This is a genomic window from Pseudoxanthomonas sp. 68-E7, assembly GCF_057773145.1.
In genome coordinates this window covers 146,850-172,096 of record NZ_JBYMTI010000001.1, presented here as the reverse complement: position 1 = coordinate 172,096, position 25,247 = coordinate 146,850, and the positions used below count along the sequence as shown (strand labels likewise).

Annotated in this window: 26 protein-coding genes, 1 tRNA gene and 1 pseudogene; 16 read left to right on the top strand and 12 right to left on the bottom strand. The window is 65.7% G+C overall.

Annotation, left to right across the window (positions count from 1 at the left end; all coding sequences use genetic code 11):
* The first annotated feature begins 102 nt into the window (after positions 1–102).
* The 7 genes from fis (at position 103) to AC3DE2_RS00775 (ending at position 7,438) form a co-directional block, all read left to right on the top strand.
* On the top strand, positions 103–372 hold the full coding sequence (fis, locus tag AC3DE2_RS00805) for a DNA-binding transcriptional regulator Fis (protein WP_295377876.1): 270 nt from the start codon (positions 103–105) through the stop codon (positions 370–372).
* A gap of 119 nt (positions 373–491) precedes the next feature.
* Positions 492–2,075 carry a bifunctional phosphoribosylaminoimidazolecarboxamide formyltransferase/IMP cyclohydrolase gene (gene purH / locus AC3DE2_RS00800; RefSeq protein ID WP_488424641.1) on the top strand — a complete coding sequence of 528 codons (1,584 nt, stop codon included), beginning with the start codon at positions 492–494 and terminating at the stop codon, positions 2,073–2,075.
* A 2-nt stretch (positions 2,076–2,077) separates the two neighbouring features.
* On the top strand, positions 2,078–2,944 hold the full coding sequence (locus AC3DE2_RS00795; RefSeq protein WP_488424639.1) for a DNA-methyltransferase: 867 nt from the start codon (positions 2,078–2,080) through the stop codon (positions 2,942–2,944).
* 74 nt (positions 2,945–3,018) lie between these two features.
* Positions 3,019–4,311 (top strand): phosphoribosylamine--glycine ligase, encoded by a 1,293-nt coding sequence (purD, locus tag AC3DE2_RS00790; protein WP_488424637.1) that lies wholly within the window; start codon positions 3,019–3,021, stop codon positions 4,309–4,311.
* 339 nt (positions 4,312–4,650) lie between these two features.
* A complete protein-coding gene (locus AC3DE2_RS00785; RefSeq protein ID WP_295374540.1) occupies positions 4,651–6,570 on the top strand; it encodes an MFS transporter in 1,920 nt (639 codons plus the stop codon).
* An 84-nt stretch (positions 6,571–6,654) separates the two neighbouring features.
* Entirely contained in the window at positions 6,655–7,023 is a 369-nt protein-coding gene (locus AC3DE2_RS00780) for a CD225/dispanin family protein (protein WP_295374537.1), read from the top strand.
* A 7-nt stretch (positions 7,024–7,030) separates the two neighbouring features.
* Complete coding sequence (locus AC3DE2_RS00775) at positions 7,031–7,438, top strand: DUF2752 domain-containing protein (protein WP_488425230.1); 408 nt, start codon at positions 7,031–7,033, stop codon at positions 7,436–7,438.
* A gap of 298 nt (positions 7,439–7,736) precedes the next feature.
* On the opposite strand, the gene AC3DE2_RS00770 is transcribed toward AC3DE2_RS00775, so the two are convergent.
* The 6 genes and pseudogenes from AC3DE2_RS00770 to AC3DE2_RS00745 form a co-directional block, all read right to left on the bottom strand.
* On the bottom strand, positions 7,737–8,630 hold the full coding sequence (locus tag AC3DE2_RS00770) for a cobalamin biosynthesis protein (RefSeq protein ID WP_488424636.1): 894 nt from the start codon (positions 8,628–8,630) through the stop codon (positions 7,737–7,739).
* 405 nt (positions 8,631–9,035) lie between these two features.
* Positions 9,036–9,965: an NAD(+) diphosphatase gene (gene nudC, locus AC3DE2_RS00765; RefSeq protein WP_488424635.1), complete on the bottom strand. Its 930-nt coding sequence runs from the start codon at positions 9,963–9,965 to the stop codon at positions 9,036–9,038.
* Positions 9,966–10,020: 55 nt separating this feature from the next.
* The gene (gene erpA, locus AC3DE2_RS00760; RefSeq protein WP_295374527.1) at positions 10,021–10,401 is read right to left on the bottom strand and encodes an iron-sulfur cluster insertion protein ErpA; all 381 of its coding nucleotides are present in this window, start codon (positions 10,399–10,401) and stop codon (positions 10,021–10,023) included.
* Positions 10,402–10,428: 27 nt separating this feature from the next.
* The gene (locus tag AC3DE2_RS00755; RefSeq protein ID WP_295374524.1) at positions 10,429–11,151 is read right to left on the bottom strand and encodes a DUF6776 family protein; all 723 of its coding nucleotides are present in this window, start codon (positions 11,149–11,151) and stop codon (positions 10,429–10,431) included.
* Between the two features lie 96 nt (positions 11,152–11,247).
* Positions 11,248–11,616 (bottom strand): annotated as a pseudogene (locus AC3DE2_RS00750) (bactofilin family protein); the annotation flags it as partial.
* A gap of 2 nt (positions 11,617–11,618) precedes the next feature.
* Positions 11,619–12,350, bottom strand: a complete 732-nt coding sequence (locus AC3DE2_RS00745; RefSeq protein ID WP_488424634.1) for a DUF6776 family protein — start codon at positions 12,348–12,350, stop codon at positions 11,619–11,621.
* 95 nt (positions 12,351–12,445) lie between these two features.
* Between AC3DE2_RS00745 and AC3DE2_RS00740 the strand changes: the two genes are divergently transcribed.
* The 3 genes from AC3DE2_RS00740 to AC3DE2_RS00730 all read left to right on the top strand — a co-directional run bounded on the left by AC3DE2_RS00740 (position 12,446) and on the right by AC3DE2_RS00730 (position 17,505).
* Positions 12,446–13,051, top strand: a complete 606-nt coding sequence (locus AC3DE2_RS00740; protein WP_295374518.1) for a DUF4126 domain-containing protein — start codon at positions 12,446–12,448, stop codon at positions 13,049–13,051.
* A gap of 81 nt (positions 13,052–13,132) precedes the next feature.
* Positions 13,133–15,028: an EAL domain-containing protein gene (locus AC3DE2_RS00735; RefSeq protein WP_488424633.1), complete on the top strand. Its 1,896-nt coding sequence runs from the start codon at positions 13,133–13,135 to the stop codon at positions 15,026–15,028.
* A 38-nt stretch (positions 15,029–15,066) separates the two neighbouring features.
* Positions 15,067–17,505, top strand: a complete 2,439-nt coding sequence (locus AC3DE2_RS00730) for an ATP-binding protein (RefSeq protein WP_488425229.1) — start codon at positions 15,067–15,069, stop codon at positions 17,503–17,505.
* Here the strand turns inward: AC3DE2_RS00730 and bfr are convergent.
* From bfr to AC3DE2_RS00715, 3 genes are all read right to left on the bottom strand, one after another.
* Complete coding sequence (bfr, locus tag AC3DE2_RS00725) at positions 17,478–17,948, bottom strand: bacterioferritin (protein ID WP_295374549.1); 471 nt, start codon at positions 17,946–17,948, stop codon at positions 17,478–17,480. The two genes, AC3DE2_RS00730 and bfr, sit on opposite strands and share 28 nt — an antisense overlap.
* 167 nt (positions 17,949–18,115) lie before the next feature.
* On the bottom strand, positions 18,116–18,331 hold the full coding sequence (locus AC3DE2_RS00720; RefSeq protein ID WP_295374513.1) for a (2Fe-2S)-binding protein: 216 nt from the start codon (positions 18,329–18,331) through the stop codon (positions 18,116–18,118).
* Between the two features lie 65 nt (positions 18,332–18,396).
* Positions 18,397–18,993: an RNA pyrophosphohydrolase gene (locus tag AC3DE2_RS00715; protein ID WP_295374510.1), complete on the bottom strand. Its 597-nt coding sequence runs from the start codon at positions 18,991–18,993 to the stop codon at positions 18,397–18,399.
* Between the two features lie 118 nt (positions 18,994–19,111).
* Between AC3DE2_RS00715 and AC3DE2_RS00710 the strand changes: the two genes are divergently transcribed.
* A tRNA-Met gene (locus AC3DE2_RS00710) sits at positions 19,112–19,188 on the top strand.
* Positions 19,189–19,346: 158 nt separating this feature from the next.
* Here AC3DE2_RS00710 and AC3DE2_RS00705 read toward each other — a convergent pair.
* Positions 19,347–19,811, bottom strand: coding sequence for a hypothetical protein (locus tag AC3DE2_RS00705; protein ID WP_488424632.1), 465 nt, complete (start codon positions 19,809–19,811; stop codon positions 19,347–19,349).
* 197 nt (positions 19,812–20,008) lie between these two features.
* Here AC3DE2_RS00705 and AC3DE2_RS00700 point away from each other — a divergent pair, with 197 nt between their 5' ends.
* Both AC3DE2_RS00700 and AC3DE2_RS00695 read left to right on the top strand, forming a co-directional pair.
* Positions 20,009–20,440 (top strand): Arm DNA-binding domain-containing protein, encoded by a 432-nt coding sequence (locus tag AC3DE2_RS00700; RefSeq protein ID WP_488424631.1) that lies wholly within the window; start codon positions 20,009–20,011, stop codon positions 20,438–20,440.
* Between the two features lie 3 nt (positions 20,441–20,443).
* Positions 20,444–20,848, top strand: coding sequence for a hypothetical protein (locus AC3DE2_RS00695; protein ID WP_488424630.1), 405 nt, complete (start codon positions 20,444–20,446; stop codon positions 20,846–20,848).
* A 117-nt stretch (positions 20,849–20,965) separates the two neighbouring features.
* Here AC3DE2_RS00695 and AC3DE2_RS00690 read toward each other — a convergent pair whose 3' ends face one another.
* Both AC3DE2_RS00690 and AC3DE2_RS00685 read right to left on the bottom strand, forming a co-directional pair.
* A complete protein-coding gene (locus AC3DE2_RS00690) occupies positions 20,966–21,139 on the bottom strand; it encodes a hypothetical protein (RefSeq protein ID WP_488424629.1) in 174 nt (57 codons plus the stop codon).
* 275 nt (positions 21,140–21,414) lie between these two features.
* Positions 21,415–21,993 (bottom strand): CPBP family glutamic-type intramembrane protease, encoded by a 579-nt coding sequence (locus tag AC3DE2_RS00685; RefSeq protein ID WP_488424628.1) that lies wholly within the window; start codon positions 21,991–21,993, stop codon positions 21,415–21,417.
* A gap of 635 nt (positions 21,994–22,628) precedes the next feature.
* Between AC3DE2_RS00685 and AC3DE2_RS00680 the strand changes: the two genes are divergently transcribed.
* The 3 genes from AC3DE2_RS00680 to AC3DE2_RS00670 all read left to right on the top strand — a co-directional run bounded on the left by AC3DE2_RS00680 (position 22,629) and on the right by AC3DE2_RS00670 (position 25,223).
* Positions 22,629–24,263, top strand: coding sequence for a serine hydrolase domain-containing protein (locus AC3DE2_RS00680; protein ID WP_488424627.1), 1,635 nt, complete (start codon positions 22,629–22,631; stop codon positions 24,261–24,263).
* Positions 24,264–24,435: 172 nt separating this feature from the next.
* The gene (locus tag AC3DE2_RS00675) at positions 24,436–24,708 is read left to right on the top strand and encodes a hypothetical protein (RefSeq protein ID WP_488424626.1); all 273 of its coding nucleotides are present in this window, start codon (positions 24,436–24,438) and stop codon (positions 24,706–24,708) included.
* A gap of 56 nt (positions 24,709–24,764) precedes the next feature.
* Positions 24,765–25,223 carry a hypothetical protein gene (locus AC3DE2_RS00670; protein WP_488424624.1) on the top strand — a complete coding sequence of 153 codons (459 nt, stop codon included), beginning with the start codon at positions 24,765–24,767 and terminating at the stop codon, positions 25,221–25,223.
* Positions 25,224–25,247 lie beyond the last annotated feature (24 nt).

Sequence of the window (25,247 nt, the reverse complement as noted above, 5' to 3'; positions counted from 1 at the left end):
ACGAACGGGGTGCACGGACGCACGACTGGCGCTAGACTCCCTCCCCCGCCGTAAAACACAACCACAAGGCGGGCGCTTCGTCCTCAGCTTCCGGGAACCCGTGTGAACGCTGCTTCCACCCGCCAAGACAATCCCCGTTCGTCCCGTCCGCCGCTGCGCGAGCATGTCGCCCAGTCGGTACGCCGATACCTGCGTGATCTGGATGGCTGCGATGCGGATGACGTGTACGAGATCGTCCTGCGCGAGATGGAGATTCCACTGTTCGTGGAAGTGCTGAACCATTGCGAGGGCAACCAGAGCCGGGCCGCCTCCCTGCTCGGCATCCACCGGGCCACCCTGCGCAAGAAGCTGAAGGACTACGGGCTGGCCTGATCGCCCGGGAGCGCCTGATCCGGGCTGACCGCACCTGATCCCGCCTGATCCAGCGCGCTCCAGGGGGAAGCCACGGCCCGGGAGGCTATAATTCCGCGGTCTTCCCGCCGCATCTCCCCATGACCGACCAACGCCTGCCCGTCCGCCGGGCACTGCTTTCCGTTTCCGACAAAACCGGCCTCATCGAACTTGCGCAGGCCCTGGCCGCGCGCAACGTGGAACTGCTGTCCACCGGCGGCACCGCCAAGGCCCTGCGTGACGCCGGCCTGGCCGTCCGCGATGTCTCCGACGTCACCGGTTTTCCCGAAATCATGGACGGACGGGTCAAGACCCTGCACCCGAAGGTCCACGGCGGCCTGCTCGGACGCCGCGGCACCGACGACGCGGTGATGGCGCAGCACGGCATCGGCGCGATCGACCTGCTGGTGCTCAACCTGTATCCGTTCGAGAAGGTCACCGCGCGCGCCGACTGCAGCCTGGACGAAGCGGTGGAGAACATCGACATCGGCGGCCCGGCGATGCTGCGCGCGGCGGCCAAGAACTTCGCCCACGTCGCGGTCGCCACCGATCCGGCGCAATACGCGGATCTGGTGCGCGAGCTCGGCGAGCACGACGGCAGCCTGTCGGCGCGGACCCGCTTCGCCCTGTCGGTGGCCGCGTTCAATCGCGTGGCCCAGTACGACGCGGCAATCAGCAATTACCTGTCCGCCGTCACCGACGCGTCCGCCGTGGTGCCGGCGCGCAGCGAGTTTCCCGCGCAGATGAATTCCACCTTCGTGAAGGTGATGGATCTGCGCTACGGCGAGAATCCGCACCAGTCTGGTGCGTTCTATCGCGACCTCGGCCCGGTGCCGGGCACGCTGGCCACGTTCCAGCAGCTGCAGGGCAAGGAACTGAGCTTCAACAACCTCGCCGACGCCGATTCGGCGTGGGAATGCGTGCGCCAGTTCGACGCGCCGGCCTGCGTGATCGTCAAGCACGCCAATCCCTGCGGCGTGGCCGTCGGCGTGGCCTGCGGCGACGCCTACGAGTTGGCCTACGCCACCGACCCGACCAGCGCGTTCGGCGGCATCATCGCCTTCAACCGCACCCTCGACGCGGCCACCGCCAAGGTCATCCTGGATCGCCAGTTCGTCGAGGTGCTGATCGCGCCGGACTACGAGGAAGGCGCGCTGGACTACGCGAAGAAGAAGGCCAACGTGCGGGTGCTGCGGATCCCGCTGGGCGCCGGCCTCAACAACTACGACAGCAAGCGCATCGGTTCCGGCCTGCTGTTGCAGTCCTCCGACAACCGCGGCATGAGCGCGGACGAGCTGAAGGTGGTCAGCCAGCGCGCGCCGACCGAGGCCGAGCTGCGCGACCTGCTGTTCGCCTGGCGGGTGGCCAAGTACGTCAAGTCCAACGCGATCGTCTATGCCAAGGACAACCGCACGATCGGTGTCGGCGCCGGCCAGATGAGCCGGGTGTATTCGGCCCGCATCGCCGGCATCAAGGCCGCCGACGCGGACCTGCAGGTCGAAGGCTCGGTGATGGCCTCCGATGCCTTCTTCCCGTTCCGCGACGGCATCGATGCCGCCGCCGAGGCCGGCATCAAGGCGGTGATCCAGCCGGGCGGCTCGATGCGCGACAACGAGGTCATCGCCGCGGCCGACGAACATGGCCTGGCCATGGTGTTCACGGGCGTGCGCCACTTCCGGCACTGATCGTGCCGGCCCGCGCGCAGACCGACGACGACGACGCCCCCGCCCTGGCCGACGCGCTGGGGCTGGGCACGCTGGCGGCGACCTCGACTTCGCCCAACCGGCTGGCCTGGGCCGACGTCGATGGCCGCGCGCTGTTGTATCGCGCCAACTGCCTGGAGCTGCTGGACCGGATCATCGAACGCCACCCGCACGGCTTCTTCGACATGATCTTCGCCGACCCGCCGTATTTCCTCTCCAACGGCGGCGTCACCTGCCATGGCGGAAAAATGGTCAAGGTCGACAAGGGCGACTGGGATCGCAGCCAGGGCCCGGCGTACAACCACGAGTTCAACCTGGCCTGGTTGCAACGCTGCCAGGCGGCGCTGAAGCCCGACGGCACCCTGTGGGTGTCCGGCACCCACCATGTGATCCATTCGGTGGGTTTCGCCATGCAGCAACTGGGCATGAAACTGCTCAACGACATCATCTGGGAAAAGCCGAATCCGCCGCCCAACCTGGCCTGCCGCACCTTCACCCATTCGACCGAAACCCTGATCTGGGCGGCGAAGACGGAGAAGAGCAGGCACCGCTTCCACTACCGCAAGATGAAGGCCGACAACGGCGACAGGCAGATGAAGTCGGTCTGGCGCCTGCCCGCCCCGGCCAAGGGCGAGAAGAGCCACGGTCGCCATCCCACCCAGAAACCGGTGGAACTGCTGCTGCGCTGCATCGAGGCTTCCACCGACCCGGGCGATCGCATCTTCGACCCCTTCAACGGTTCCGGTACCACAGGCGTGGCCGCGCTGCGCAGTGGCCGGCGCTACGTCGGCAGCGAGCTGGATCCGGCCTTCGTCCGGCTGACCGCCGCGCGGCTGGGGGCCGAATCATGATCGCACCACGATCCCCGTTCCTTCCTTTTCCTGATCCGCCTCGCGGATCCACACGCATTTCGGAGTAGACAGCCATGAAGATCCTCGTCATCGGTTCCGGCGGCCGCGAACACGCGCTGGCCTGGAAGATCGCGCAGTCGCCGCGCGTCACCGAGGTGCTGGTGGCCCCCGGCAACGCCGGCACCGCGCGCGAGGACAAGTGCCGCAACGTCGCCGTCGGCGCGACCGAAATCGATCGCCTGGTCGAGCTGGTCAGGCAGGAAGGCGTGGCATTGACCGTGGTTGGCCCGGAAGCGCCGCTGGTGGCCGGCGTGGTGGATCGTTTCCGCAGCGAAGGCCTGCGCATCTTCGGCCCCACCGCCGCCGCCGCGCAGCTGGAAGGCAGCAAGGCGTTCGCCAAGGATTTCCTCGCCCGCCACGGCATTCCCACCGCCCACTACGCGGTGTTCACCGAGACCGCGCCGGCGCTGGCCTACGTGCGCGAAAAAGGCGCACCCATCGTGATCAAGGCCGACGGCCTGGCCGCCGGCAAGGGCGTGATCGTGGCGATGACCCTGGCCGAGGCCGAATCCGCCATCCAGGACATGCTCGCCGGCAACGCGTTCGGCGCGGCCGGCGCGCGGGTGGTGGTGGAGGAATTCCTCGACGGCGAAGAGGCCAGCTTCATCAGCATGGTCGATGGCCGCACCGCGCTGCCGATGGCGACCTCGCAGGATCACAAGCGCGTCGGCGACGGTGACACCGGCCCCAACACCGGCGGCATGGGCGCGTACTCGCCGGCGCCGGTGGTGACGCCCGAGGTGCATGCGCGGGTGATGCGCGAAGTGGTCAATCCGACCGTGCAGGGCATGATCGCCGATGGCGTGCCGTTCACCGGCTTTCTCTACGCCGGCCTGATGATCGACGGCAGCGGCGCGCCCAAGGTGATCGAGTTCAACGTACGCTTCGGCGATCCGGAAACCCAGCCGGTGATGCTGCGCCTGCGCTCGGATCTGGTGGATCTGGTGGAAGCGGCGATCGATGGACGCCTGGATGCCACCCGGGCCGATTGGGACGGACGCCCGTCCCTGGGCGTGGTGATGGCCGCGGCCAACTATCCCGAAACGCCGAGGACCGGCGATGCCATCCATGGCCTGGACACGGACCTGGGCGAGGCCAAGGTCTTCCATGCCGGCACCCGCCTGGGCAGCGACGGCGACGTGCTGACCAGCGGCGGCCGCGTGTTGTGCGTGGCCGCGCTCGGCGACAGCGTGGGCGAGGCGCAGCGCAATGCCTACGCCGCGGTCGAGCGCATCGGCTGGGACGGCGAATTCCATCGCAACGATATCGGCTGGCGCGCGATCGCGCGGGAAAAGAACACCGCGTAGAGCCGGGCTTGCTGCTGGGATACCCGGCGATTGATCCTCCTTCTTGCGCACTAAAAAAACAACGCAGCAAATCCCCCTTGATCCCCCTTTTTCGCTTTCAACAGCCGAATGGCTGGTCAAGGGGGAGACATTTCCTGGATATTGCATCATCAGCGCATCGGGATGGTCTTCGGTCGGCGTTGTGAGCTCCAACAGCCCCCTTTGAAAACGGGCGGGCACCCGCGCCGCGGGTGACGGGGAATTTGCGCGGGATCTCTCAAGACTCCTCCCGAAAGCCGCCCCCGGTAAACCGGATGACGCCAGGGTTCTGCTAGGCTGCGCGCAACCCACGGAGGGCGCATGTCCAGCCACAGCCAGTTCGCCTTGTTGAAACAGCGGCGCTTTCTGCCGTTCTTCCTGGTCCAGTCGCTGGGCGCCTTCAACGACAATGTCTACCGCCAGGCGATCATCGGCCTGCTGGGCTTCATGAGCGTCAGCCCGCAGGACAAGACGCTGTACACCAATCTGGCGCCGGCGATCTTCATCCTGCCCTATTTCCTGTTCTCGGCCACCGCCGGCCAGATCGCGGAGAAGCTGGAGAAGTCGAAGCTGATCCGGATCACGACGACGATGGAAATCGTCATCATGTCGCTGGCCGCGATCGGCTTTTTCACCCAGGACCTCGTCGTCCTGCTGGCCGCGCTGTTCTGCACCGGCCTGCAATCCACGCTGTTCGGGCCGGTGAAGTACTCCATCCTGCCTTCTGTGCTGAAACCCGAGGAACTGACCGGCGGCAACGGCCTGGTCGAGATGGGCACCTCGCTGTCGATCCTGGTCGGCATGATCTTCGGTGGCCTGATCTTCAACCTCGCCGGCAGCCATGGCCCCACCGTGGCCGCCATCGCCATCATCCTGCTGGCCATCACCGGCAATCTGGTCAGCCGGCTGATTCCGCCGGCCGACGCGGGCGCGCCGGACCTGAAGATCAACTGGAACCCGTTGACCGAATCGCGCGCGGTGCTGCGCCTGGCCAAGAAGCAGGTCGCGGTGCGCAACTCGGTGCTGGGCGTGTCCTGGTTCTGGTTCTTCGGCACCGTGCTGACCGGCAACATCCCCACCTATGCCGATCTGAACCTGGGCATCGGCACCTGGTACGTGTTTCCGCTGGCGCTGTTCTCGATCGGCACCGGCGTGGGTTCGCTGCTGTGCGAACGCCTGTCCGCGCGCACCGTGGAAATCGGCCTGGTACCGCTGGGCGCGTTCGGCATGAGCGCGTTCCTGCTGGACCTGTATTTCGCCCGCGGCGGTGTGGCCCCGGTCGCCGGACTGTCGGTGTCGGCGTTCCTGCAGCAACCGGGCAGCTGGCGCATCGTCATCGATCTGGTCGGCATCGGCCTGTTCACCGGCTTCTTCGTGGTGCCGCTGTTCGCGCTGATCCAGAGCCGCACGCCGAAGCAGGAGCTGGCCCGGGTCATCGCCGGCATGAACATCCAGAACGCCGGTTACATCGTGCTGGCGGCGGTGCTGGGCATCGCCCTGCAGATGAAGGAACTGGCGCTGGGTGGCGTGCGCATTCCGCTGCCCGGTCTGACCATCCCGCAGCTGTTCCTGGTGTTGGCCATCGCCAATGCGCTGGTGGCGATCTGGATCTTCACCCTGGTGCCCGAATTCCTGATGCGCTTCCTCAGCTGGGTGCTGGTGCGGGTGCTGTACAGGCTACGCCTGCACGGCATCGAGCGGCATGTTCCCGATGAAGGCCCGGCCCTGCTGGTCTGCAACCACGTCAGCTACATGGACGCGCTGCTGCTGGCGGCCAGCATTCCGCGGCCGGTGCGCTTCGTCATGTACTACAAGATTTTCAACATTCCGGTGATGAGCTGGATCTTCCGCACCGCCAAGGCCATTCCGATTGCCGGCGCCCGCGAGGATCCCGAACTGATGCAGCACGCCTTCGACGAAATCGACCAGGCGCTGGCCGATGGCGAGATCGTCGGCATCTTCCCCGAGGGCGCGTTGACCCGCGACGGCAACATCGCCCCGTTCAAATCGGGCGTGGAGAAGATCCTGGAACGACGGCCGGTGCCGGTGGTGCCGATGGCGCTCAAGGGCATGTGGAGCAGCATGTGGAGCCGCCGCGACAGCCGGCTGGGCCGGATGCGGGTGCCGCGTCGCTTCCGCGCCCATGTGGACGTGGTCGCCGCGCCACCGGTGGATGGCGCCAGCGCGACCGCCGGCAACCTGGAAGCCACTGTGCGCGGTTTGCGCGGCGATGCCGCCTGATCGCTCTGGCACGCATACGAATCGCGGGTCCAGACGTTAGACTAGGGTCCGACCACCCCGCTTCATCACTGCAAGGAGACTCCGATGAGTGCCGTTCCCCCGTTGCCCAATGATGCCCCCGGCAATATCCCCAATTACCTGGTGTGGTCGATCCTGTCGACCATCGGCTCCTTCATCGTGTGCTGCCTGAGTTGCCTCAGTTTCCCGGGCATCATCACCGGCATCGTGGCGATCGTGTTTTCCACCCAGGTCAACGGCAAGTTGAACCAGGGCGACATCGAGGGTGCGCGGCGCGCCTCGAAGAATGCGAAGATCTGGAACTGGGTGACCACCGGCATCCTGATTCTCGCGGTCGTGATCTCGGTCATCTGGTTCATCGTGGTCGGCCCCGACGCGTACATGCAGTACATGGAGCAGATCCGCCAGCAGATGGAACAGCAGCAGGGCGGCTGACGTGCCCTTGCCACGTCCGGCTCTCCATGCGCTGGGTGCGGGGGCTGCGGTCGCAGTCCCCGCCGGCTTCTGGCTGTTGCTGAACTTTGATCCCAACGCGGCGGGAAATCCCTTCCCGCCGTGCATGTTCCATGCGCTGACCGGCTATTACTGCGTCGGCTGCGGCATGACCCGCGCCCTGCACGCGCTGGTGCACGGCGACGTGCTCCGCGCCTTCGGGATGAATCCGCTGGCGATGTTGCTGCTGCCCCTGGCGCCGTTGCTGGTGGCCCATGCGCAGGGCTGGCGGCCGCGCCTGCTCCAACCCGTGATGCGCGTGGCGCTGAAGCCGGGATTGTGGCTGGTGCTGCTGCCGACGTTCTGGGTAGCCCGCAACCTGCCGTGGTATCCCTTTACCCTGCTCGCGCCAGGCTGATCCTTCTCCTCTGCAGGGTCCTCTGTAGGAGCGACGTCAGTCGCGACCGTGACGCCAACCGGCGATCCGGATTGGCCGAAGGCGCCACCTGTGGGAGCGACGCAAGTCGCGAGCTTCCAACCCGAAAGCACTGCCCTTGCCGCCACCATTGGCCAGCCCATGCGCTGTCCTGTCATCTGGATGCCGTCGGGATATCGCGACTTGCGTCGCCCCCACAGTGAGTGTTTTCCGACCAGCCTTTCGGCAGGGACCACGGTCGCGACCGACGTCGCTCCTGCCAGGCAGGAACAAGGCCGGGTCAGCTCACCCAGCCACCGATCACGAACACCGCCAGCACCGCCATCCATACCAGCAGGATGCGCCAGACCAGGCTCATGGCGTCGCGCAGTTCGGGCAGTTCGCGCATGGCCTGGACCATGCCCTCTTCCGCATAGTCCTCGGCCTCCTCCGCCAGTTCGCTGCGCACGCTGGCGCGGGCGGCATGGCCGAGGAATCCGGTCCGCAACTGCAGGGTGTTGCCGTGTGCTTCACGCCAGGCGTGGAAGACGGTATCGAAGTTGCCGACCAGTGCCATCGCCAGGGTCATCAGTTGCGCGACCGGCCACTCCAGCACCGCCAGCAGGCCGCGCGCGCCCTCGCGGGTATCGTGCGGCAGCGCGCGCTGGAACTCGCCCTCGGCGGTCAGCGCGACCAGCCGGTACAGCAGCGCGCCAATCGGTCCCAGCAGCAGGAACCAGAACAGCACCCCGAACCAGCGCCGCAACGCATTGCGGAACACCGCCTCCACCAGCGCCGGACCATCGGCGGCCACGTTCTCGCCCTCCGGCCACAGCCGGGCGATGGCCTCGCGCCGCGCCCCGGGTTCGTGCGCATCGATGATCGCTTCCACGTCCACGTCGAGATCGCGCGGTCCCCACGCATACACCAGCACCAGAATCGAGAACAGCAACCCGACCAGGCCCAACAGCGGCGCGTGCAATACCCATTGGAACAGGCCGACCAGCAGCAGCGGCGGCAGCAGCGCCAGCACGATGCCGTAGCGGCCGCGCCAGAAACCGTCGCCGGGAAAACGTTCGTCGAGCCAGCGCAGCCAGTGTCCGTACCAGTGGAACTGGCGGAGCGACGTGACCAGCGACGGCGCCACGTGGCCAAGTACCAGCGCAACGACCACGGCGACCAGGGTGATGGACATGCGGTTCCTCCTCCAGTCCGGATTCTAGCCTGCCGCTTCGTTAATGTCGGGTCTGGGGAAGGCCGCGTCCACAAGGCCCCCATTGCAAAAGGGGGCGGTCGCCCGCGCCAGCGGGTGACGGGGGATTGCTCTTGGCGCAGAAAACAGGCGCCCTGGATCCCGCTTTTTGCAAAAGGGCAGCTATTTCCGGGATTGCCATCCTCAGCGCCTCCCGATGATTTCCCCGCGGAAAGGCGGAGGTCGTTCCGACGTCTCCATCCGCCACCAGGCTGATGGCCCTTGACCTGCCTTCGGCGGCGGTCGTGGAACGCCACAAGATGGAGCCGCGCAATGCGAACGGCGAAGTTCTGACCCGCCAATGGCTGTTGAAAGCGACGATTCCTGGCGGGATAGCGGCAGAGCCGCTCAGCCCTGCCGGCGCGCCAGCATCCCGGCATGCCAGTGATCGATCAGCGAGCGCGCGATGGAGATACCGGGCGACAGCAGCAGTCCATCGTCGCCATCGCCTTCCCGGCGTTCGCGGGCGGCGCTGATTTCCTCGAAGGTGAACCAGCGCGCGTCTTCGAGTTCATCGTCGACCTGCGGCACGTCCGGTTCGGCCTCGGCCGAGAAACCGAGCATCAGCGCGCCGGGAAATGGCCAGGGTTGCGCGCCAAGGTACCGGCAACCGCGCACGCGCACCCCGGTTTCCTCCAGCACTTCACGCGCCACCGTCTGCTCCAGCGACTCGCCCGGCTCGACGAAACCGGCGATGACCGAATACCGGCGCGCCGGCCAGGCCGACTGGCGCCCCAGCAACAGGCGTTCGCCATCACTCACCGCCACGATCACCGCAGGATCCACGCGCGGATAATGATCCGCTCCGCACTGCAGGCACCGGCCCTGGTAGCCGGCCCGGCGGAATTCGACTTCGCCACCGCACAATCCGCAGAAGCGGTTGCGCGAACGCCAATAGAACATCGCCCGCGCCAACGCGAACACGCCCGCTTCGAATCCGGGCCAGATGGCCGCCGCGCGGCGCAGGTCCACGCGCTGCGCGGCCTCGAACGGCACGCTGTCCGCTTCCAGCGCGAACCACGCCACGTCATCCCGGAGTCCGAGGAAAATCGCGGTGCCCGGACCGCCGCCCAGATCAGCACCGGACGGCGCGGCCAGTTGCCCGGTCGCGTCGGCGAACGCTTCCCCTTCGCGGGTCAGCACGATCACCCTCGCCCGCGGCCACAGGCCGAACAGCGCCTCGGCATCGTCGCGCAGGCGATCGGCGCGATCGAGCGGATCACCGGCGAAGGCGAAGCCGGTCAACGCGGGCGGGGCGGACGTGGGGAATGCGCTCACGGGGTGAGCGTGTCGAAAAGCGGGCGATGGGTGCGCGTGCTGCCGGCGAGCATGTTCACATGCTGAAGCTGCTGCCGCAGCCGCAGGTGGTCTTGGCGTTGGGATTGCGGATGACGAACTGGGCGCCCTGCAGGCTCTCGCTGTAGTCCACTTCCGCGCCCATCAGGTACTGCAGGCTCAACGGATCCACCAGCAGGGTGACGCCGTCGGTGTCCACCGCCAGATCGTCCTCGGCGCGGTTCTCGTCGAACTCGAAGCCGTACTGGAACCCCGAACAGCCACCGCCCTGGATGTAGACGCGCAACGCCAGTCCGGCGTTGCCTTCCTCATCGATGAGCTCGCGAACCTTGGCGGCCGCGGCATGGCTGAAGTTCAACGGGCGATCCAGCGACTGGTAGTCCGGCGCCGCCGAAGGCAGGGAAACAAGGTTGTCCATGGCGATCAGGATGGGGGTTGGAGGGACTCACTTCAAGCCGGAAGCGCCCGTGCCTTCGCGCGCGGCGGCGGCGGCCCAGGTGAACGACTGTTCCACCGCCGCGCCGCTCTGCGGCACCAGTCGCGCGGTCACCCGGACCGGCTGGAAATCGGCCGGCAGCACCAGATCGCCCTCGACCTGCTGGAAGTACTTGAACGAATACGGCAGCCCCGGGGCATCGGCCTGCTGGCGCAGATCCGACCAGGCCAGCCGCTGCAGCTTGCCGGCACGGGTGCCTTCGACCGAGACCAGCAGGCGACCGGCGTTGACCGCGCCGCGGTTGAGGTTCTGCGTGAGGGTGGCGGTGAAGTGCCAGGCCTGCTCGGTCTGCGGTTGCAGCCGGAGTTCGTGTACGGTCAGGCCACGGCGCTGGCCGGTCGCACCGACGAAGCGTTCGTAGAAGGCGACATCCGCGCGCAGGCCGGCGATTTCCTCGTCACGCTCGGCCAGCGCGGTCTGCAGGTCGCGGTTGGCGTCGCGGGTGATCTGATCGGACCGGGACAGGGTCGCCACCCGCTGCTCGAGTTGTTCGACCTGTTGTTTCTGGGCCTGGAACTGGCGGGCGCCCGGCGCCTGCCCGCCCGCGGACAGGACCTGCCACAGGCCCCAGCCTCCGAAGGCCAGGCACAGCGCCAGCAGACCCACCGCACCGTAGAACCAGACCCGCCCGCTGGCCGGCGGCGGCGGGGAAGGGAGAGAAGGCTCACTCATGGGCCGAGCATAGCGCGGCCCGCCAGAGGGGGCTCTGAACGCCGGCGAACCGGTTCAGGCGTGGGCGTGGACCAGTTCCCCGCCGGCTTCGTCGACCGTCGCCAGCGCGGTGGCATGCACCAGCCGGCCGGTGAGCTGGGCGCCCGCGCTCATCTCCACCACCTGGTAATGGATGTTGCCCTGCACCCGCGCCTTGGCTGCCAGTTCGACCCGATCATCCGCGTACACGTTGCCGACCAGCTGGCCGTTGATGATCACCACCGGCGCGCGCACCTCGCCCTCGATGCGGCCCTGTTCGGCCAGCGTCAGCACCGCGCGTTCGCCCTCGACCGCCAGCACCTTGCCCTGGATGCGTCCCTCGACGTACAGGCCGCCGCTGAACACCAGATCGCCCTGGATGGTGACCTGCGGGCCGATGAGGGTGTCGATGGCCTGGCCATCGCGTTGGGGCTTGTGCTTGAACATGATTACTTTCCTCCGGCTGAGGTCGCGAGTTTCCAATCGAATGCCTGTTCCACCGGGCTGTCGCCGCCGCTCAATTGCACCTTCACCCTCTGCGGGGTAAAGCCGCCGGGCAGCATCACGCTGCCGTCGAGCTGCTGGAAATAGCGGAAGGAATAGGCCTGCCCGGCCACGCCGGGTTGCTGGTGCAATTCGTCCCAGCCAATCGTCGCCAGTTGGCCGCCCCGCACGCCTTCCACCGCGAAGCGCATCTGGCCCTCGCTGATGGCACCGCGATTGAGGGTCTGGGTCAGGGTGATCTGGTACTGCCAGGCGCCGCCGGGCACGCGGTTGAACTCGGCCAGGTGCACGTTCAGGCCGCGCCGCGGCGCGGTCGCGCCGACCAGGCGTTCGTAGAAGGCCACGTCCGCGCGCAGGCCCGCGATTTCCTCGTCACGCTCGGCCAGCGACGCTTGCAGTTCCTGGTTGGCGGTGCGGCTGATGCGATCGGAAAGGCTCAGGGTGCTCTCACGCTGGCTCAATCGCTGCAGTTCGCCCTGCTGCTGCCGGAACCGGGCCTGGACCTGTCCCAGTTCCTGCTGCACCCGTCCCAGCCGCGGCGCGGCGGTATGGCTGGCCCAGAACCAGATACCCGCCAGCGTGCCCGCCCAGGCGAGCCCGGCCACGGTCAGCCAGAGCCCGCGCCGCGACGGCCGCTGCTCGACGATCTGGTACCGCGGGAAGGAGGATCCGGACATGATCGAATCGCTGGCCGCGCTCAGGCAGCAGCCAGACGGGAGGCCTATACTCGGGACAATCGACAGGGCCGTCGAGTCTACTGGGAACCGCCGGGATGTCCGAAGCACATCTTTTCGTAATTGGGATCCTGTTGGCATGGATGGCCGGGATCCGTGTCTACCTGACGGTATTCGGGCTCGGCCTGGCCGGTGCGCTGGGCTGGCTGGACCTGCCGCCGGCATTGCAGGTGACCCAGTCCTGGTGGGTCCTGGGCACCTCCGGCGCGCTCGCGCTGGCCGAATTCTTCGCCGACAAGATTCCCGGAGTGGATTCGGGCTGGGATCTGCTGCAGACCCTGGCGCGGGTGCCGGCCGGCGCCTTCCTGGCCGCGGCCACGTTGTCCCCGGACGGGCAGCTCGGCGGTGGCGCGCTGGCGGCCGGCGCCGGCATCGCCCTGACCAGCCACGTCCTGAAGAGCGGATCGCGCGCGCTGATGAACACTTCGCCCGAGCCGGTCAGCAACTGGACCGCCTCGGTGACCGAGGACGCGGTGGTGGTGGGGGGCCTGGCGCTGGCCTTCGCCCACCCCTGGATCGCGCTGCTGCTGGTGGTCGGGGTGTCGGTGCTGCTGGCGCTGATGGTGTGGTGGGTCTGGCGCCGCCTCAGCCGTGGCCTGAAACGGCTGCTCGGTACGTCTGATCCTCATGTGCCGACCCGTTAGATCGGAGGCCGGATGCCCGGGGACGCTTGTCCCGGGCCGTGAACTTCATCGCATAATGCGACACATGCTTGGGGAAGCCTGATGTCTGCCACTGATGCCACATCCCGCCGGCCGGATGAGCCTTCGCGCTCCCGGCTGCGGGCCGAAACGCCACCGCCGGGTTACTGGCGGCGCTGGACGGCCGACGCGCCCGCGCCGGCGCCGATGCCGCTGAATGGAGGTATCGCCGCGATGACCGCATCTTCTCCACCGGCCGCGAACGGCGATGCGCCAGCAACGCCGGCCACCGACGCCGGGGCCGCCGCGTCGGCGACGTCCGGACGCCCCAACGACACCCAGGAAAGTCCGTATCGGGTGTTGATCGTCGAAGACGATCGCGGCCAGGCGCTGTTCGCGCAGAGCGTGCTGCACGGCGCGGGCATGCAGGCCGACGTGCAGATGCAATCCGACGGCGTCCTCGATGCGATGGCGCGGTTCAAGCCGGACCTGGTGCTGATGGATCTGCACATGCCCGGGCGCGACGGCATGGACCTGACCATGCTGATCCGCCAGCAGCCGGAATACCTGCACCTGCCGATCGTGTTCCTCACCGGCGACCCGGACCCGGAGCGCCAGTTCGAAGTGCTGGAAAGCGGCGCCGACGATTTCCTCAACAAGCCGATCCGGCCGCGCCACCTGATCGCCGCGGTCGCCAATCGCATCCAGCGCGCGCGCCAGCGGGTCGCGCCGGCGACCCTGCGCGCCACCATCAATACCGAAACCGGTCTGCCGACCCGCACCTACCTGCTGCAGCAGGTCGGCGCGGCGTTGCAATCGGGGGTCGCTGGCGGCCTGTTCTTCATCGAGGTGGGCAGCGCGCTGAGCCTGCGCGAACGCTACGGCTACGCGGCGTTCGAGCAACTGATGAACCAGGCCGGCCGGCGCCTGGCCGAAGTGGCGGCGCCCCACCCGGTGGCCCGCCTCAACGACAACAGTTTCCTGTCGCTGGCCGCCGGCCTGGACGAAGCCGCGCTCGAGGCCCAGGCCGAACGCCTGCGCGATGGCCTGACCCGCAATCCATTCCCGATCGGCGCCGGCGAGACCCTCAACCTGCGCAGCTCCATCGGCTACACCCCGCTGTCGATCGGCTTCACCGACGCCGGCAGCGCGCTGGAAGCCACCGAGCGCGCGGTGCTGCAGGCGCGCCTGAAAGGCAACAACCTGGCCGGCTACACCCCGGCGCAGATCGCCGAGGACGTGCCGAAGATCGCCCTGGAAGATGGCCGCTTCGAACTGGCCTACCAGCCCATCGTCGCCGTCGCCGGCAGCGAACAGGCCCAGTACCAGGTGCTGCTGCGCATGCGCCAGCCCGACGGCTCGCTGCTGCCCGCCTCGCAAGTGATTCCGGCGGCCGAATCGGCCGGCGGCATCGCCCAGATCGATCACTGGGTACTGGAACATGCCCTCTACGTGCTGGCCGAGCGCCAGTCTCAAGGGCCTTCGCTGCGCCTGTTCGTCTCGCAATCGCCGCGCACGCTGGCGCGCGAATCGCATGCCCAGTGGCTGCTGGACGCACTGGCCGAACGCGGCATCGAAGGCACTTCGCTGGTCATCGACCTGCGCATGGCCGATGCCCTGATCCATACCGTGACCCTGCGCGATTTCTGCCACCAGCTGATGCCCAGCGGCGTGCAGTTCTGCCTCAGCCAGTTCGAACCCGGACGTGAGGCCGACGCCCTGCTCACCCAGTTGCCGCTGGGTTACCTGCGCGTGGCCAGCCGCTATGCCGGCGCGCACACCGATCCGAAGCTGCGCGATGAACTGCGCGGCATCATCGACCAGGCGCATCGTGCCGGGCTGCAGGTCATCGGCCAGCAGATCGAGGATCCGCAGGCCGCCGCCGCGATGTGGATGGGCGGCGTCGACTTCATCCAGGGCAATCTGGTCCAGGCCGTCGGCAGCGAACTCGGCTTCGATTTCCACAACGCGGTGCTGTAGGCATGCCCGCGCAGCGGCCTGCCCCGGTCGCCCCCTGGCTGGCCCTCGCCGCGGGCGTGGCCGCGCTGGTGTTCCTGATCCTGCCCTATGCCGGGATCGCCGGCCCCTGGTGGCAGGCCGCGCTGGCCGCCGCCGCGATCGCGATGCTGTGCGGCAGCTTCGCCGCCTTCAACGCCCGCACCGCGCACCGCGAACTGGCCGGCGCCGAAGCGCGCGCGGCCATCGCCGAATCCGAACGCAACGCGCTGCGCCGGGATCTGCAGCGCCATGACCAACTGGAACAGGAACTGCTGCAGGCCAAGCAGGCCGCCGAATCGGCGGTGCTGGCCAAGGGCGAATTCCTGGCCACCATGAGCCACGAGATCCGCACCCCGCTCAACGGCATCGTGCCGATGCTGGACATGCTGGCGCGCGCGCCGCTGGCCAGCGATCACCGCGAGATGCTCAACACCGCCAGCGCGTCTTCGCACCAGTTGCTGCGCATCGTCGACGACATCCTCGACTACTCCAAGCTGGAAGCGAACAAGCTGGAGCTGGAGATCACCGCGTTCAACCTGCGCGAGCTGCTCGATGGCGTGCTGCAGCTGATGCAGCGTCCCGCCGAGAACAAGGGCCTGCGCCTGGGCCTGCAGTTGGACCCGCAGGTGCGCCTGCCCGTGCGCGGGGATCCGGTGCGCCTGCGCCAGGTGCTGAGCAACCTGATCGGCAACGCGATCAAGTTCACCGAGCGGGGCGGCGTCACCCTGGTGGTGCGCCGCCTCGGCGAAACCTCCGCCCAGCACCTGCTGCGCTTCGAGGTGCGCGACACCGGCATCGGCATTTCCGCCGACGCGCAGGCGCGCCTGTTCCGCTCCTTCACCCAGGCCGACGCATCCACCACCCGGCTGTACGGCGGTACCGGCCTTGGCCTGGCCATCTGCAAGCGCATCGTCGAGCTGATGGGCGGGCGCATCGATCTGGTCTCCGAACCCGGCCGCGGCTCGACCTTCTGGTTCGAAGCCCCGCTGACCAAGGTCATCGGTGACATGAAGATGCGCGATCCGCACGCCTTCGATCAGGGGCGCGTGCTGGTGGTGACGCCCGACAACCGCCTGCGCCAGAGGCTCGGCCTGCTGCTGACCAACTGGGGCCTGCAGGTCAACGTGGTGGAAACGACGCAGGAAGCGCTCGAGCGCTTGCGCGTTGCCGGCGAAACGCGCAACGACGACTTCGTCGCCGTGGTCGCCGACGCCGCCGGCATCCGCAGCACCGCCCGCGCCCTGCATCGCACCCTGGCGCGGCGTCCCGCGGGTGCGGCGCCGGTTCGCCTGATCTGGCTGTACGGCGACGAGACCGTGCCCGAGGAACTGCGCAGCGACAGCACCCTGCTGTCGCGCCAGGCCCCGGATTCGGCGTTACGCGCGGCCCTGACCGGGCAGTCTTCCGAACCGGAATCCGCGGTGCCGCCGGTGGTGATCGGAGATATCTTCGAAGACGTCGAGGCCACGCCGGCTCCCGCGCCAGCGCCGATGTTCGATCCGCTACCGGCGAGCGCGGACACCGCGGAAGCGCCGGCCGACACCGGTACCGATGCGCAGGCAACGGCGAGCGGCACGCCATCGACCGAGGCGCGCCTGCTGCTGGTGGAAGACAACCCGGTGAACCTGCTGGTGGCGCAGAAGCTGCTGGCCGCGCTGGGATTCCGCAGCGAGTCGGAAGCCAATGGCGAACTGGCGCTGCAGCGGATGATGATCGAACCCTTCGATCTGGTGTTCATGGACTGCCAGATGCCGGTGCTGGACGGCTACAGCGCGACCCGCCGCTGGCGCACGCACGAAAACGAGCTCGGCGCGCAACGGCGACTGCCGATCGTGGCGATGACGGCCAACGCGATGGCCGGCGATCGCCAGCGTTGCCTGGATGCCGGCATGGACGACTATCTCGCCAAGCCGGTCACCCGCGAACAACTGGAAGCCTGCCTGCAACGCTGGCTGCCCGGCCATGTCGCGGTCGCCGCGCTACGCCATCCCGAACCGGCATCGGTGAAGCCAATCCCGGCCGATGCCGCCGCGGCCGCGCGCGCCGCCACGCCGACGTTCCCGGTGCTGGACCACAGCATGCTGGAGGAACTGCGCGAGATCGCCGGCGACGAAACCGTACGCATCATCAGCCTGTTCCTGGAAGACGCGCCGCGCCTGATCGCCGCGCTGGAGAAGGCCGCCGCGGTGCCGGATCTGGATGCGATGCGCGACGCCGCGCACACCCTGAAATCCTCCAGCGCCAACGTCGGCGCGATGGCCCTGTCGGCGGCGGCCAAGCGGGTCGAACTGGGCGCGCGCGCGGCCAAACTCGACCGCCCCGCGGTGGCGGTGGCATTGGTGATTGCCGAGTACGCGCGCGCGCGGATGGCGCTGCTGGGCTATGCGACCCAGCAGCTGGGACGGCCACCGATACCGGTGGCCAGCGCCACTCAATCCTCGAGCTTGGTCAACAGATAGTTCGGTTCGCCGATGCGCTCGATCAGCGACAGCTGGGTTTCCAGCCAGTCCACGTGCTCTTCTTCCGAATCCAGGATGTCGGCGAACAACTGGCGGCTGACGTAGTCGCCCTGGTCCTCGCAATACTTGATCGCGTCACGCAGCAGCGGCAGGCCTTCCATCTCCAGCGCCAGATCGCACTCCAGCAGTTCGCGCGGATTCTCGCCGATGCGCAGCTTGCCCAGTGCCTGGAAGTTCGGCAGGCCGTCCAGGAACAGGATGCGCTCGGCCAGCTTGTCGGCGTGCTTCATCTCGTCGATGGATTCCTTGTACTCGTGTTCGGCCAGTTCCTTCAGACCCCAGTTCTTCAGCATCTTGGCGTGCAGGAAGTACTGGTTGATCGCGGTCAGCTCGTTGTAGAGCGCCTTGTTGAGGAATTCGATGACCTTGGCGTCGCCCTTCATGGCGTTGCTCCCGTGCGTGTGGACGGGGCGCATGCTAACCGTTCGTTCCGCCCGGTGACGGAACGCGAATCGTGCTCATTTTTGTCGGAGGGGGGGTAAAGCGGACGGCGATCAGCGCGTGCGGCGGTACGCGCGCGGGAACACCCGTGGATCAGGCAGGCAGGCGATCAGGCAGCTTGGGAAAGGCCCAGGATCGGCAGGCTGAACTCGCGCTCGGCACGGGCGTGATGCGCATCCAGCAGGCCGCCGGCCATGTCCAGGCAGCTGCCGCAGGTGGCACCGCAGCCGGTCCGCATGGTCAGCTCGGCCACCGTGCGCACGCCGTTGGCGGCGGCCTCGCGGATCTGGTGGTCGGTGACTCCGTTGCAGATGCAGACGTACACGGCGGCGGTCGGATGGGCGGGCCGGAGCGGCCCGGTACGCATTTGACCGCGAATGAGAATGATTGTCAATTCTTGGCTTCGCCGGCGCCTTGGCCCTGTTTACGCTTCGGCCGGTTTCGCGGGCGGGGGCGACTGTGGCCCTCCCCCAACCGCTCAGACCGCTGGGGCGGCACGGCCAAGGTCGCGACGACGCTGCGGGCATAGGAGGCCAGATGACCCAGGGCACGCGCGTACACCCCGCGCTTGAACATCACCACGTGCTCGATGGGGTACCAGAAATCCACCCACCGCCAGTGGTCGAATTCGGGGGTGTCGGTGGCGTCCAGGCGCAGATGGGTCTCATCGCCCACCAAGCGCAGCAGGAACCAGACCTGCTTCTGGCCGATGCAGACCTGGCGTTCATGGTGGCGGATGGCGCGTGGCGGCAGCCGATAGCGCAGCCAGCCGGGCGTGGCCCCCAACACTTCGACATGTTCGGGCAACAGGCCGGTTTCTTCGCGCAACTCGCGGTACATGGCCTCGACCGGCGTCTCATCGGTGTTCATCCCGCCCTGCGGGAACTGCCAGCCGTCCCGGCGCACCCTTCGCGCCCAGAACACCCGGCCATCCGGGCGCATCAACACAATGCCGACGTTCGGTCGGTAACCGTCCGGATCGATCACGATGCGGACTCCTGAAATCTACTGTCCCCGACTCTGCCACGCCCGGCCCGTGCCGACAAGCCGGCCCGGCTGGATTGACAGGCGACGCCCGAACCGGAAAAATGTGCGGTTCCTGCACGGCTATGTAGCTCAGCCGGTTAGAGCACAGCACTCATAATGCTGGGGTCGGTGGTTCGAGTCCACCCATAGCCACCATGCAGGGTTTAGGAATCAAGGTGTTAGTCAAAGCCGCCCAAGAGGCGGTTTTTTTGTGGTCGTTCGCCGGGGATGGCGGAGAGGGTGGAGCCGGCTTCAGGGTGGCTTAGGGATGGCGCGTAGCACGCAAGCCCACCACCTTGCGGCCACGAACCGGTTCAGTCGTAGGGATAGCTGTAATCGCGCCAATGGCACAGCAATGTTCCGGACTCGACGTGCGCTCGAATCGAGTCCAATTGCCTCTTGTCGGCGGCATAAACGGTCACTTGCGAACCACCCGTATCTGTGGGTTTCATCGTGTATCCCATTGGTGAGCTGTGCAAGGTGCCATTGGTCGTCCGCAGGGCTACCCAGCTGTCTCCATTCGGGCTGGTACCCGATTGCATCGTGTACTCGTATCTACTCGAAACACCGACGACCCCAGTCCCCACCACGGGCATGATGGAAGTGATGTCCTTCGTCTCCTTACCGCAGTCAGTTTCAACCGCTTTCTGTCGCAACTGCTCCGGAGACATTGTGGATGTCAGATGTACGAGCTTCCGCTCCTTGGTCAGTTGCTGAGCAATCATCTGTTCCGTGGGTCTGTCGCCCATCGTGGCGCAGCCCGCAAGTCCCAGCATCATGGGAGCCACAGTCAACCTTAGCTTCATCCCCTGCCCTCGTTGTTGAGGCACCCCGCCTTTGCAGCGGTAGCCATGCAAGAGTCTATCGCGATAACTCAAAAGCTGCCGCTGCTACCCAAATACGGACAATCCGCGTCCAAACATGAACCTCCGGCCCTTTCTATCGTTGGCTTACACCAGCCACGGAAGCCGTCCGAATGTCAGTCACCAACCTCACCAAGCGTATCGTGGCGACAGCCCAGCCCAAAGAACGCGCCTACGAGCTCAGGGACACACAGGTACGCGGCTTACTGCTCCGGGTGCAGCCCAGTGGGCATAAAGCATGGGTCGTCACCTGGGAGCATGGGAAGCGTCGTACGCTGGGGTCTGCTGGGCATCTGACCCTCGACCAAGCTCGGGACATCGCTCGCAAAATCATCGCGGAGTACATCCAGACTGGGCTGCCCAGCATCGCCAAGCCCATGACGCCCAAGATGACCCTCGCGGTGTTCCTAAGCGACCACTACGGCCCATGGGCTCGCAGTGAACTGAAAGGCGCGGATAAGTACATCAACCGCATGGAGCGGGTATTCCAACGCGCGCTGGACATGCCTATGTCTGACCTCAATTCGGCATGGGTCGAACGGTGATGGATGGAGCGCCTGCAGACCAAGGCACGACCCGACGGAGAAGGACTCATCACCAAGACGACCGCATGGCGCGACCTCGCCAGCTTCCGGGCGGTCATCGCCAAGGCAGTTAAGTGGGGCATGCTGGAACAGAATCCCATCCAGCAGTTACGGATGAAGGCAGCGAAGCCGCGGGGCGTGGTGCGGTTCCTGAGTCCTGCTGAGGAGCAGTGCTTACGGGGCGCGCTTACAGCGCGCGACATCGACCACGTTGCCGCACGTAGGTCAGCCAATGAGTGGCGCGCAGCCAGGAAACGCCCGCTGCTTCCAGAGGTTCCAGAGGGAGCCTATGCCGACCATTTGACGCCGGCCGTGTTGCTGGCGATGAACACTGGGCTGCGGAGGGGCGAACTACTAGCCCTGGATTGAAGTATTGCGTCCCTGCGTTAGGCCGTATTCGCACCAATCTCCCAACATGAGGAGCACGGGCACCCCCGTTTATCTAGCGGTCTATCAATCTTGAAATTAAATTGGAAGCCTGATCAATCATCCTCCGATAACGCTAGCAACTCCATCCTTGAACCCCATCCAGAACTCTTTGAGAGCGAAGTACGCAACTTCAATTGCTATCAAAATCAACAGAGCCTTGAAGGATCTAGCGTTAGAGATCTCTTCGATCTTGTATGCGATAGATCCGAATAAACCATTTTCTTTAGCCATTACAAACTCCTCTATCCAACAAATAACCGAGCCTCGTTATCCCCGTCAAGCGTGTCGTCCATTATTCGCGGGGCGCTTAGTCGTCTCACTCGACAATCCATTATCGGGTCGCCTCGCGACCGCCATCAATGCTCATCCAGATGGGCATCTGGCTATCCGGCATTGCCAAGCACGTCACACACCCAAGATGGTCCTCGCGGTGCTCCTGCTTGGTCACCACATTCCAGCAGTCATCGAAAAATCGGATAAACGGATAATGCAGAGGAGCACCACATTTAGCCGACCAGAAATGCAACTACGGCATATGAGTTGTGCAAGGCATTTGCGCCCATGGAAAGCAATGCACAACGCTTGATGTCCCGCCCTCCCGCCTGGACAAAGGGAAACATGAAAACACCACCAGGAATCAGGACGACAAGCGTTTGATAGGGTTCCCGCATGGCGTGCGCCGCGGCAAATGCGATTACACACACGACCGCAGCACTCATTGCGCCAAATTTCATCCTCAGCAAAGCGCTAAATAGCCAAGCGAGCAGCATCGTCTCTAGAACGGGAGCGGCCATGACGCTGGTCAGTATAAATAGAGCCACATCCCCTCTTGTTTTTGGCACATCATCCGCCGCCGCAGAGAGGCCGAAATAGCGAAAAAGCAGATAGGCCACCATTGCTGCCGCAAGGAAACTTACAAGCGACCCAATCAGCAGAAATTCAACATCCCGCTTATGCAACCGACATGCCCTCCGTTGCCGCGTCCGCACCCGTGAGTGCGGACGCGGATTTTTCTTACAGCAAGGCGCGACCTCGACCAGATGGTTTGTCGCGAACTGCCGTACTCTGACGACTGTAGTGCTCATTCAGCGCACCACCCGCAGCCTTGAGCCCGTCGTAAATCAAGTTGGCTGCAATACTGATGGTGATGGCACGAAATCCGCCGCTAACGGCATTTATTTTTTTCTTTGCTTTTCAGCTCACGCATTGCACTTCTCCATTCACTCAAACGTCGGCAGTGGCGGATGCTTGCATACGCCACCATTCAGATTCCTTCCCTCAAGAATCTGCGCGTCAAACATATGGATCGTTTTCGCGCCAAGGCCATAGGAAACTTCTTATTTTCTTGCTGATAACGCGAACATTGACGCCCGATTTTCCAGTAGAAGCCACAGCACTCGGCTGTCTATCCAATTCCCTCTCCTGCAGCACAGGGTTCCGGCTTGGCCGGTAGCGACACCCGGGGTGTGCGCACTCGCCTGCGGGCACCAGTTGCCTCAGGTCAAAGCTGGCTTTCGTCATCAAATTCGAGGGATGGCAGCACTCTCGTTGCCATCTCCATCGGGCTGGTTTGTGGCCACTGCCGCGCTGCCGTGGGGAAGCAAGGACGGCCGTGCGTTCAGCTCTCAGGGCTGGGGGCTGCAACGACCTGGGCAGGCTCCTTCTAAACCCTTCCGGTCGCTCGTGCATCCATGGCTGAATCCCCGCGAGATTGCTGACCATGAAAACGATGCGTCCCGTCTTCCTGCTCCTACTGCTTGCGTGCGCTGGCACCCTCGCCGCGGAAGAGGCTTCTCCCCTCACCGCGCGGGTCGATGCCATCTTCGCGGGCACCGACGACGCGCCCGGCTACGCGGTCGCGATCATCAAGGATGGCAAGGTGGTGCTTGAGAGAAGCCACGGCCTGGCCAGCATGGAATATGGCTCGCCGTTCACGCCGACGACCCCGTTCAACACCGCGTCCTTGTCCAAGCAGTTCACCGGCCTGGCCGTGTCGATGCTAGTCGAGCAAGGCAAGGTCGCGCTGGATGACGACGTGCGCAGATACGTGCCCGAGTTGCCGGCGTACGCCGAAGGCCCGGTCAGCGTGCGCCAGCTGCTGCACCACACCAGCGGCGTCCGCGACTGCTACGCGGTCCTGGTCGCGGCCGGATGGCGCTGGAACGACGCTTTCTCCGGTGATGACTGCATGCGCACCGCGGTCGCGCAGAAAGACCTGGCGTTCAAGCCGGGCACACGCTACGCCTACAGCAACACCGAATACCTGCTGTTGCAGACGATCGTCGCCAGAGCCGGTGGCAAGCCGTTTCCGCAGTGGACGGCGGAAAACATCTTTCATCCAATCGGGATGGATTCAACCCGGTTCGTGGACGACTATGCCGGGATCATCAAGGGCGCGGCGATGCCCTATTCGCGCGGCGAACATGGCTTCCGCCGCGATCTGCAGCAGGACAGCGGCGTCTACATGCTGTCCACGTTGCGCGATCTCGGCCGCTGGGCGATCCATTTCGACCGCAGGCTGGCCGCCCGGGATCCGATCTATCTGCGGATGGTGGAACCGGGCGCGCTGGCCAGCGGTGAGAAAGTCCCCTACGGCTTCGGCCTGATGCTGGGCCAGGACCGTGGCCAGGACATCGTTTTCCATACCGGCGCCTGGGGCGGCTATCGCGCCAATCTCCGGCACTATCCCGCGCGGCATCTTTCGGTGGTTGCCTTGAACAACGCCGGCGACAACGACATGAATCCGAGGAAGGTGCCGCAGGTGGCGGCGTTGTTCCTGGACGAAGCGGAATCGCCGGCCGACGGAAAGACGGATGGCTTGCGTGACGCGCCGACCGTACATCCGGCCCCCGCGCGGCTGCGCGCTCTGGCGGGCGTCTATCGCTGGAAGGATGACGCGATCACCCTCTCGCTGGAAAATGGTCGGCTGATGGCGCAATACCTGGGCGAAGAGAAGGTGCCGACCGAAGCGAAATCGGACACGGCGTTCTGGGTGCCCGCCTATCGCGCGCCCATTTCCTTCTCCGCGAGGCAAGGCAAGCCCGTGCTCCTGTTCCGCTCGGTCGAAGGGGAGAAGGTGGAGCCTTTCACGCCCGCCGCCCTGGATGCGTATGCCGGCGTCTATTCCAACGACGATCTGGCCACGCAGTACAAGGTGGACGTGAAGGACGGCAGGCTCGTCATCCATCACTTCCGCCGGGGCGATGCGGAGCTTGCGCCGCATCCGGCCCATATCGACAGGTTCGTGGGCGGCATGGGCACGATCCAGTTCGTCAGGATGGGTTCCGGACGAATCGAGGGATTCGATTTCGTGGGCGAGAACCTGGGCAGGCTCCGTTTCGCCCGGAGGCCCTAGACCAGGGGTGGGCCGGGCAGCTGGCGATGGATGCTGCGCAGGCATCTCCATGCCGTCCGTCGGAGAAAAGGCTTCTTTTCCTTCTTCTGCGCCCTGAGCTCGCCGCCATCCTTACCAAGGTAGATAAATACCGTGGTAGGATGACGCCGAACTTCATGCCGCCGTGCCTGCCATGCCCAAGAACGAGATCGCCTCATTCGAGGTGGAACGTATCCAGACAGGTGTACGGCTGGAAAAGCGCCTGGTCAAGGTCCTGAAGGGCCTGGCCGAGCACAAGGACATGACCCTGAGCGAGTTGCTCGAGGGCATCCTGTTGCACGCGCTGGAAGGCAAGCAGCCGTTCTCGCGGCAAACGCTCGACCTGATCGGGCAGCTCCGCGGGATTTATGGCCTCGAGCTTGACGCTTCCGCCAGCCACCACTTGAAGGATCGCAAGGGAGCGTAGTGCCGGGGGTAGTGGTGTCCATGCCGTTTCTTTCATGAATCGCCTGGAGAACCTCTATGACCGTTACCCACGTTCGCGTGCAACGCGAACTTCATATCGCCGCATCCGCCCCGATCGTGCTCCGCATGTTCACGCCCAAGGGCGAAGAACTCTGGATTGATACCTGGCGCCCCCGTTATGTTCATCCGCCGGACGGCAACACCGTCCGTGGCATGGTGTTCATCACCGGTGACACCAAGGAGCAGACCATCTGGCAGATGCTCGAGTTCGACCCCGCGCGCCTGCGAGCGACCTATGCACGCACCACGCCGGGACTCCGTGTCGGAACGGTCGCGGTCGAAGTCGAAGAGCAGGCACCAGGCATGAGCCGGGTCCGCATCCGCTACGACATGACCGCCTTGGTGGACGAGCCTGTACTGGAGGCCTATCAGGAGCCTTCCTTCGACCAGATGATTGAAGGTTGGGGCATCGCGATCAATGAAAGATTGCCGATGTTGGTCGAGGCGCTGGGCTGACGTCCGGTTGCGATGCCGGGAATG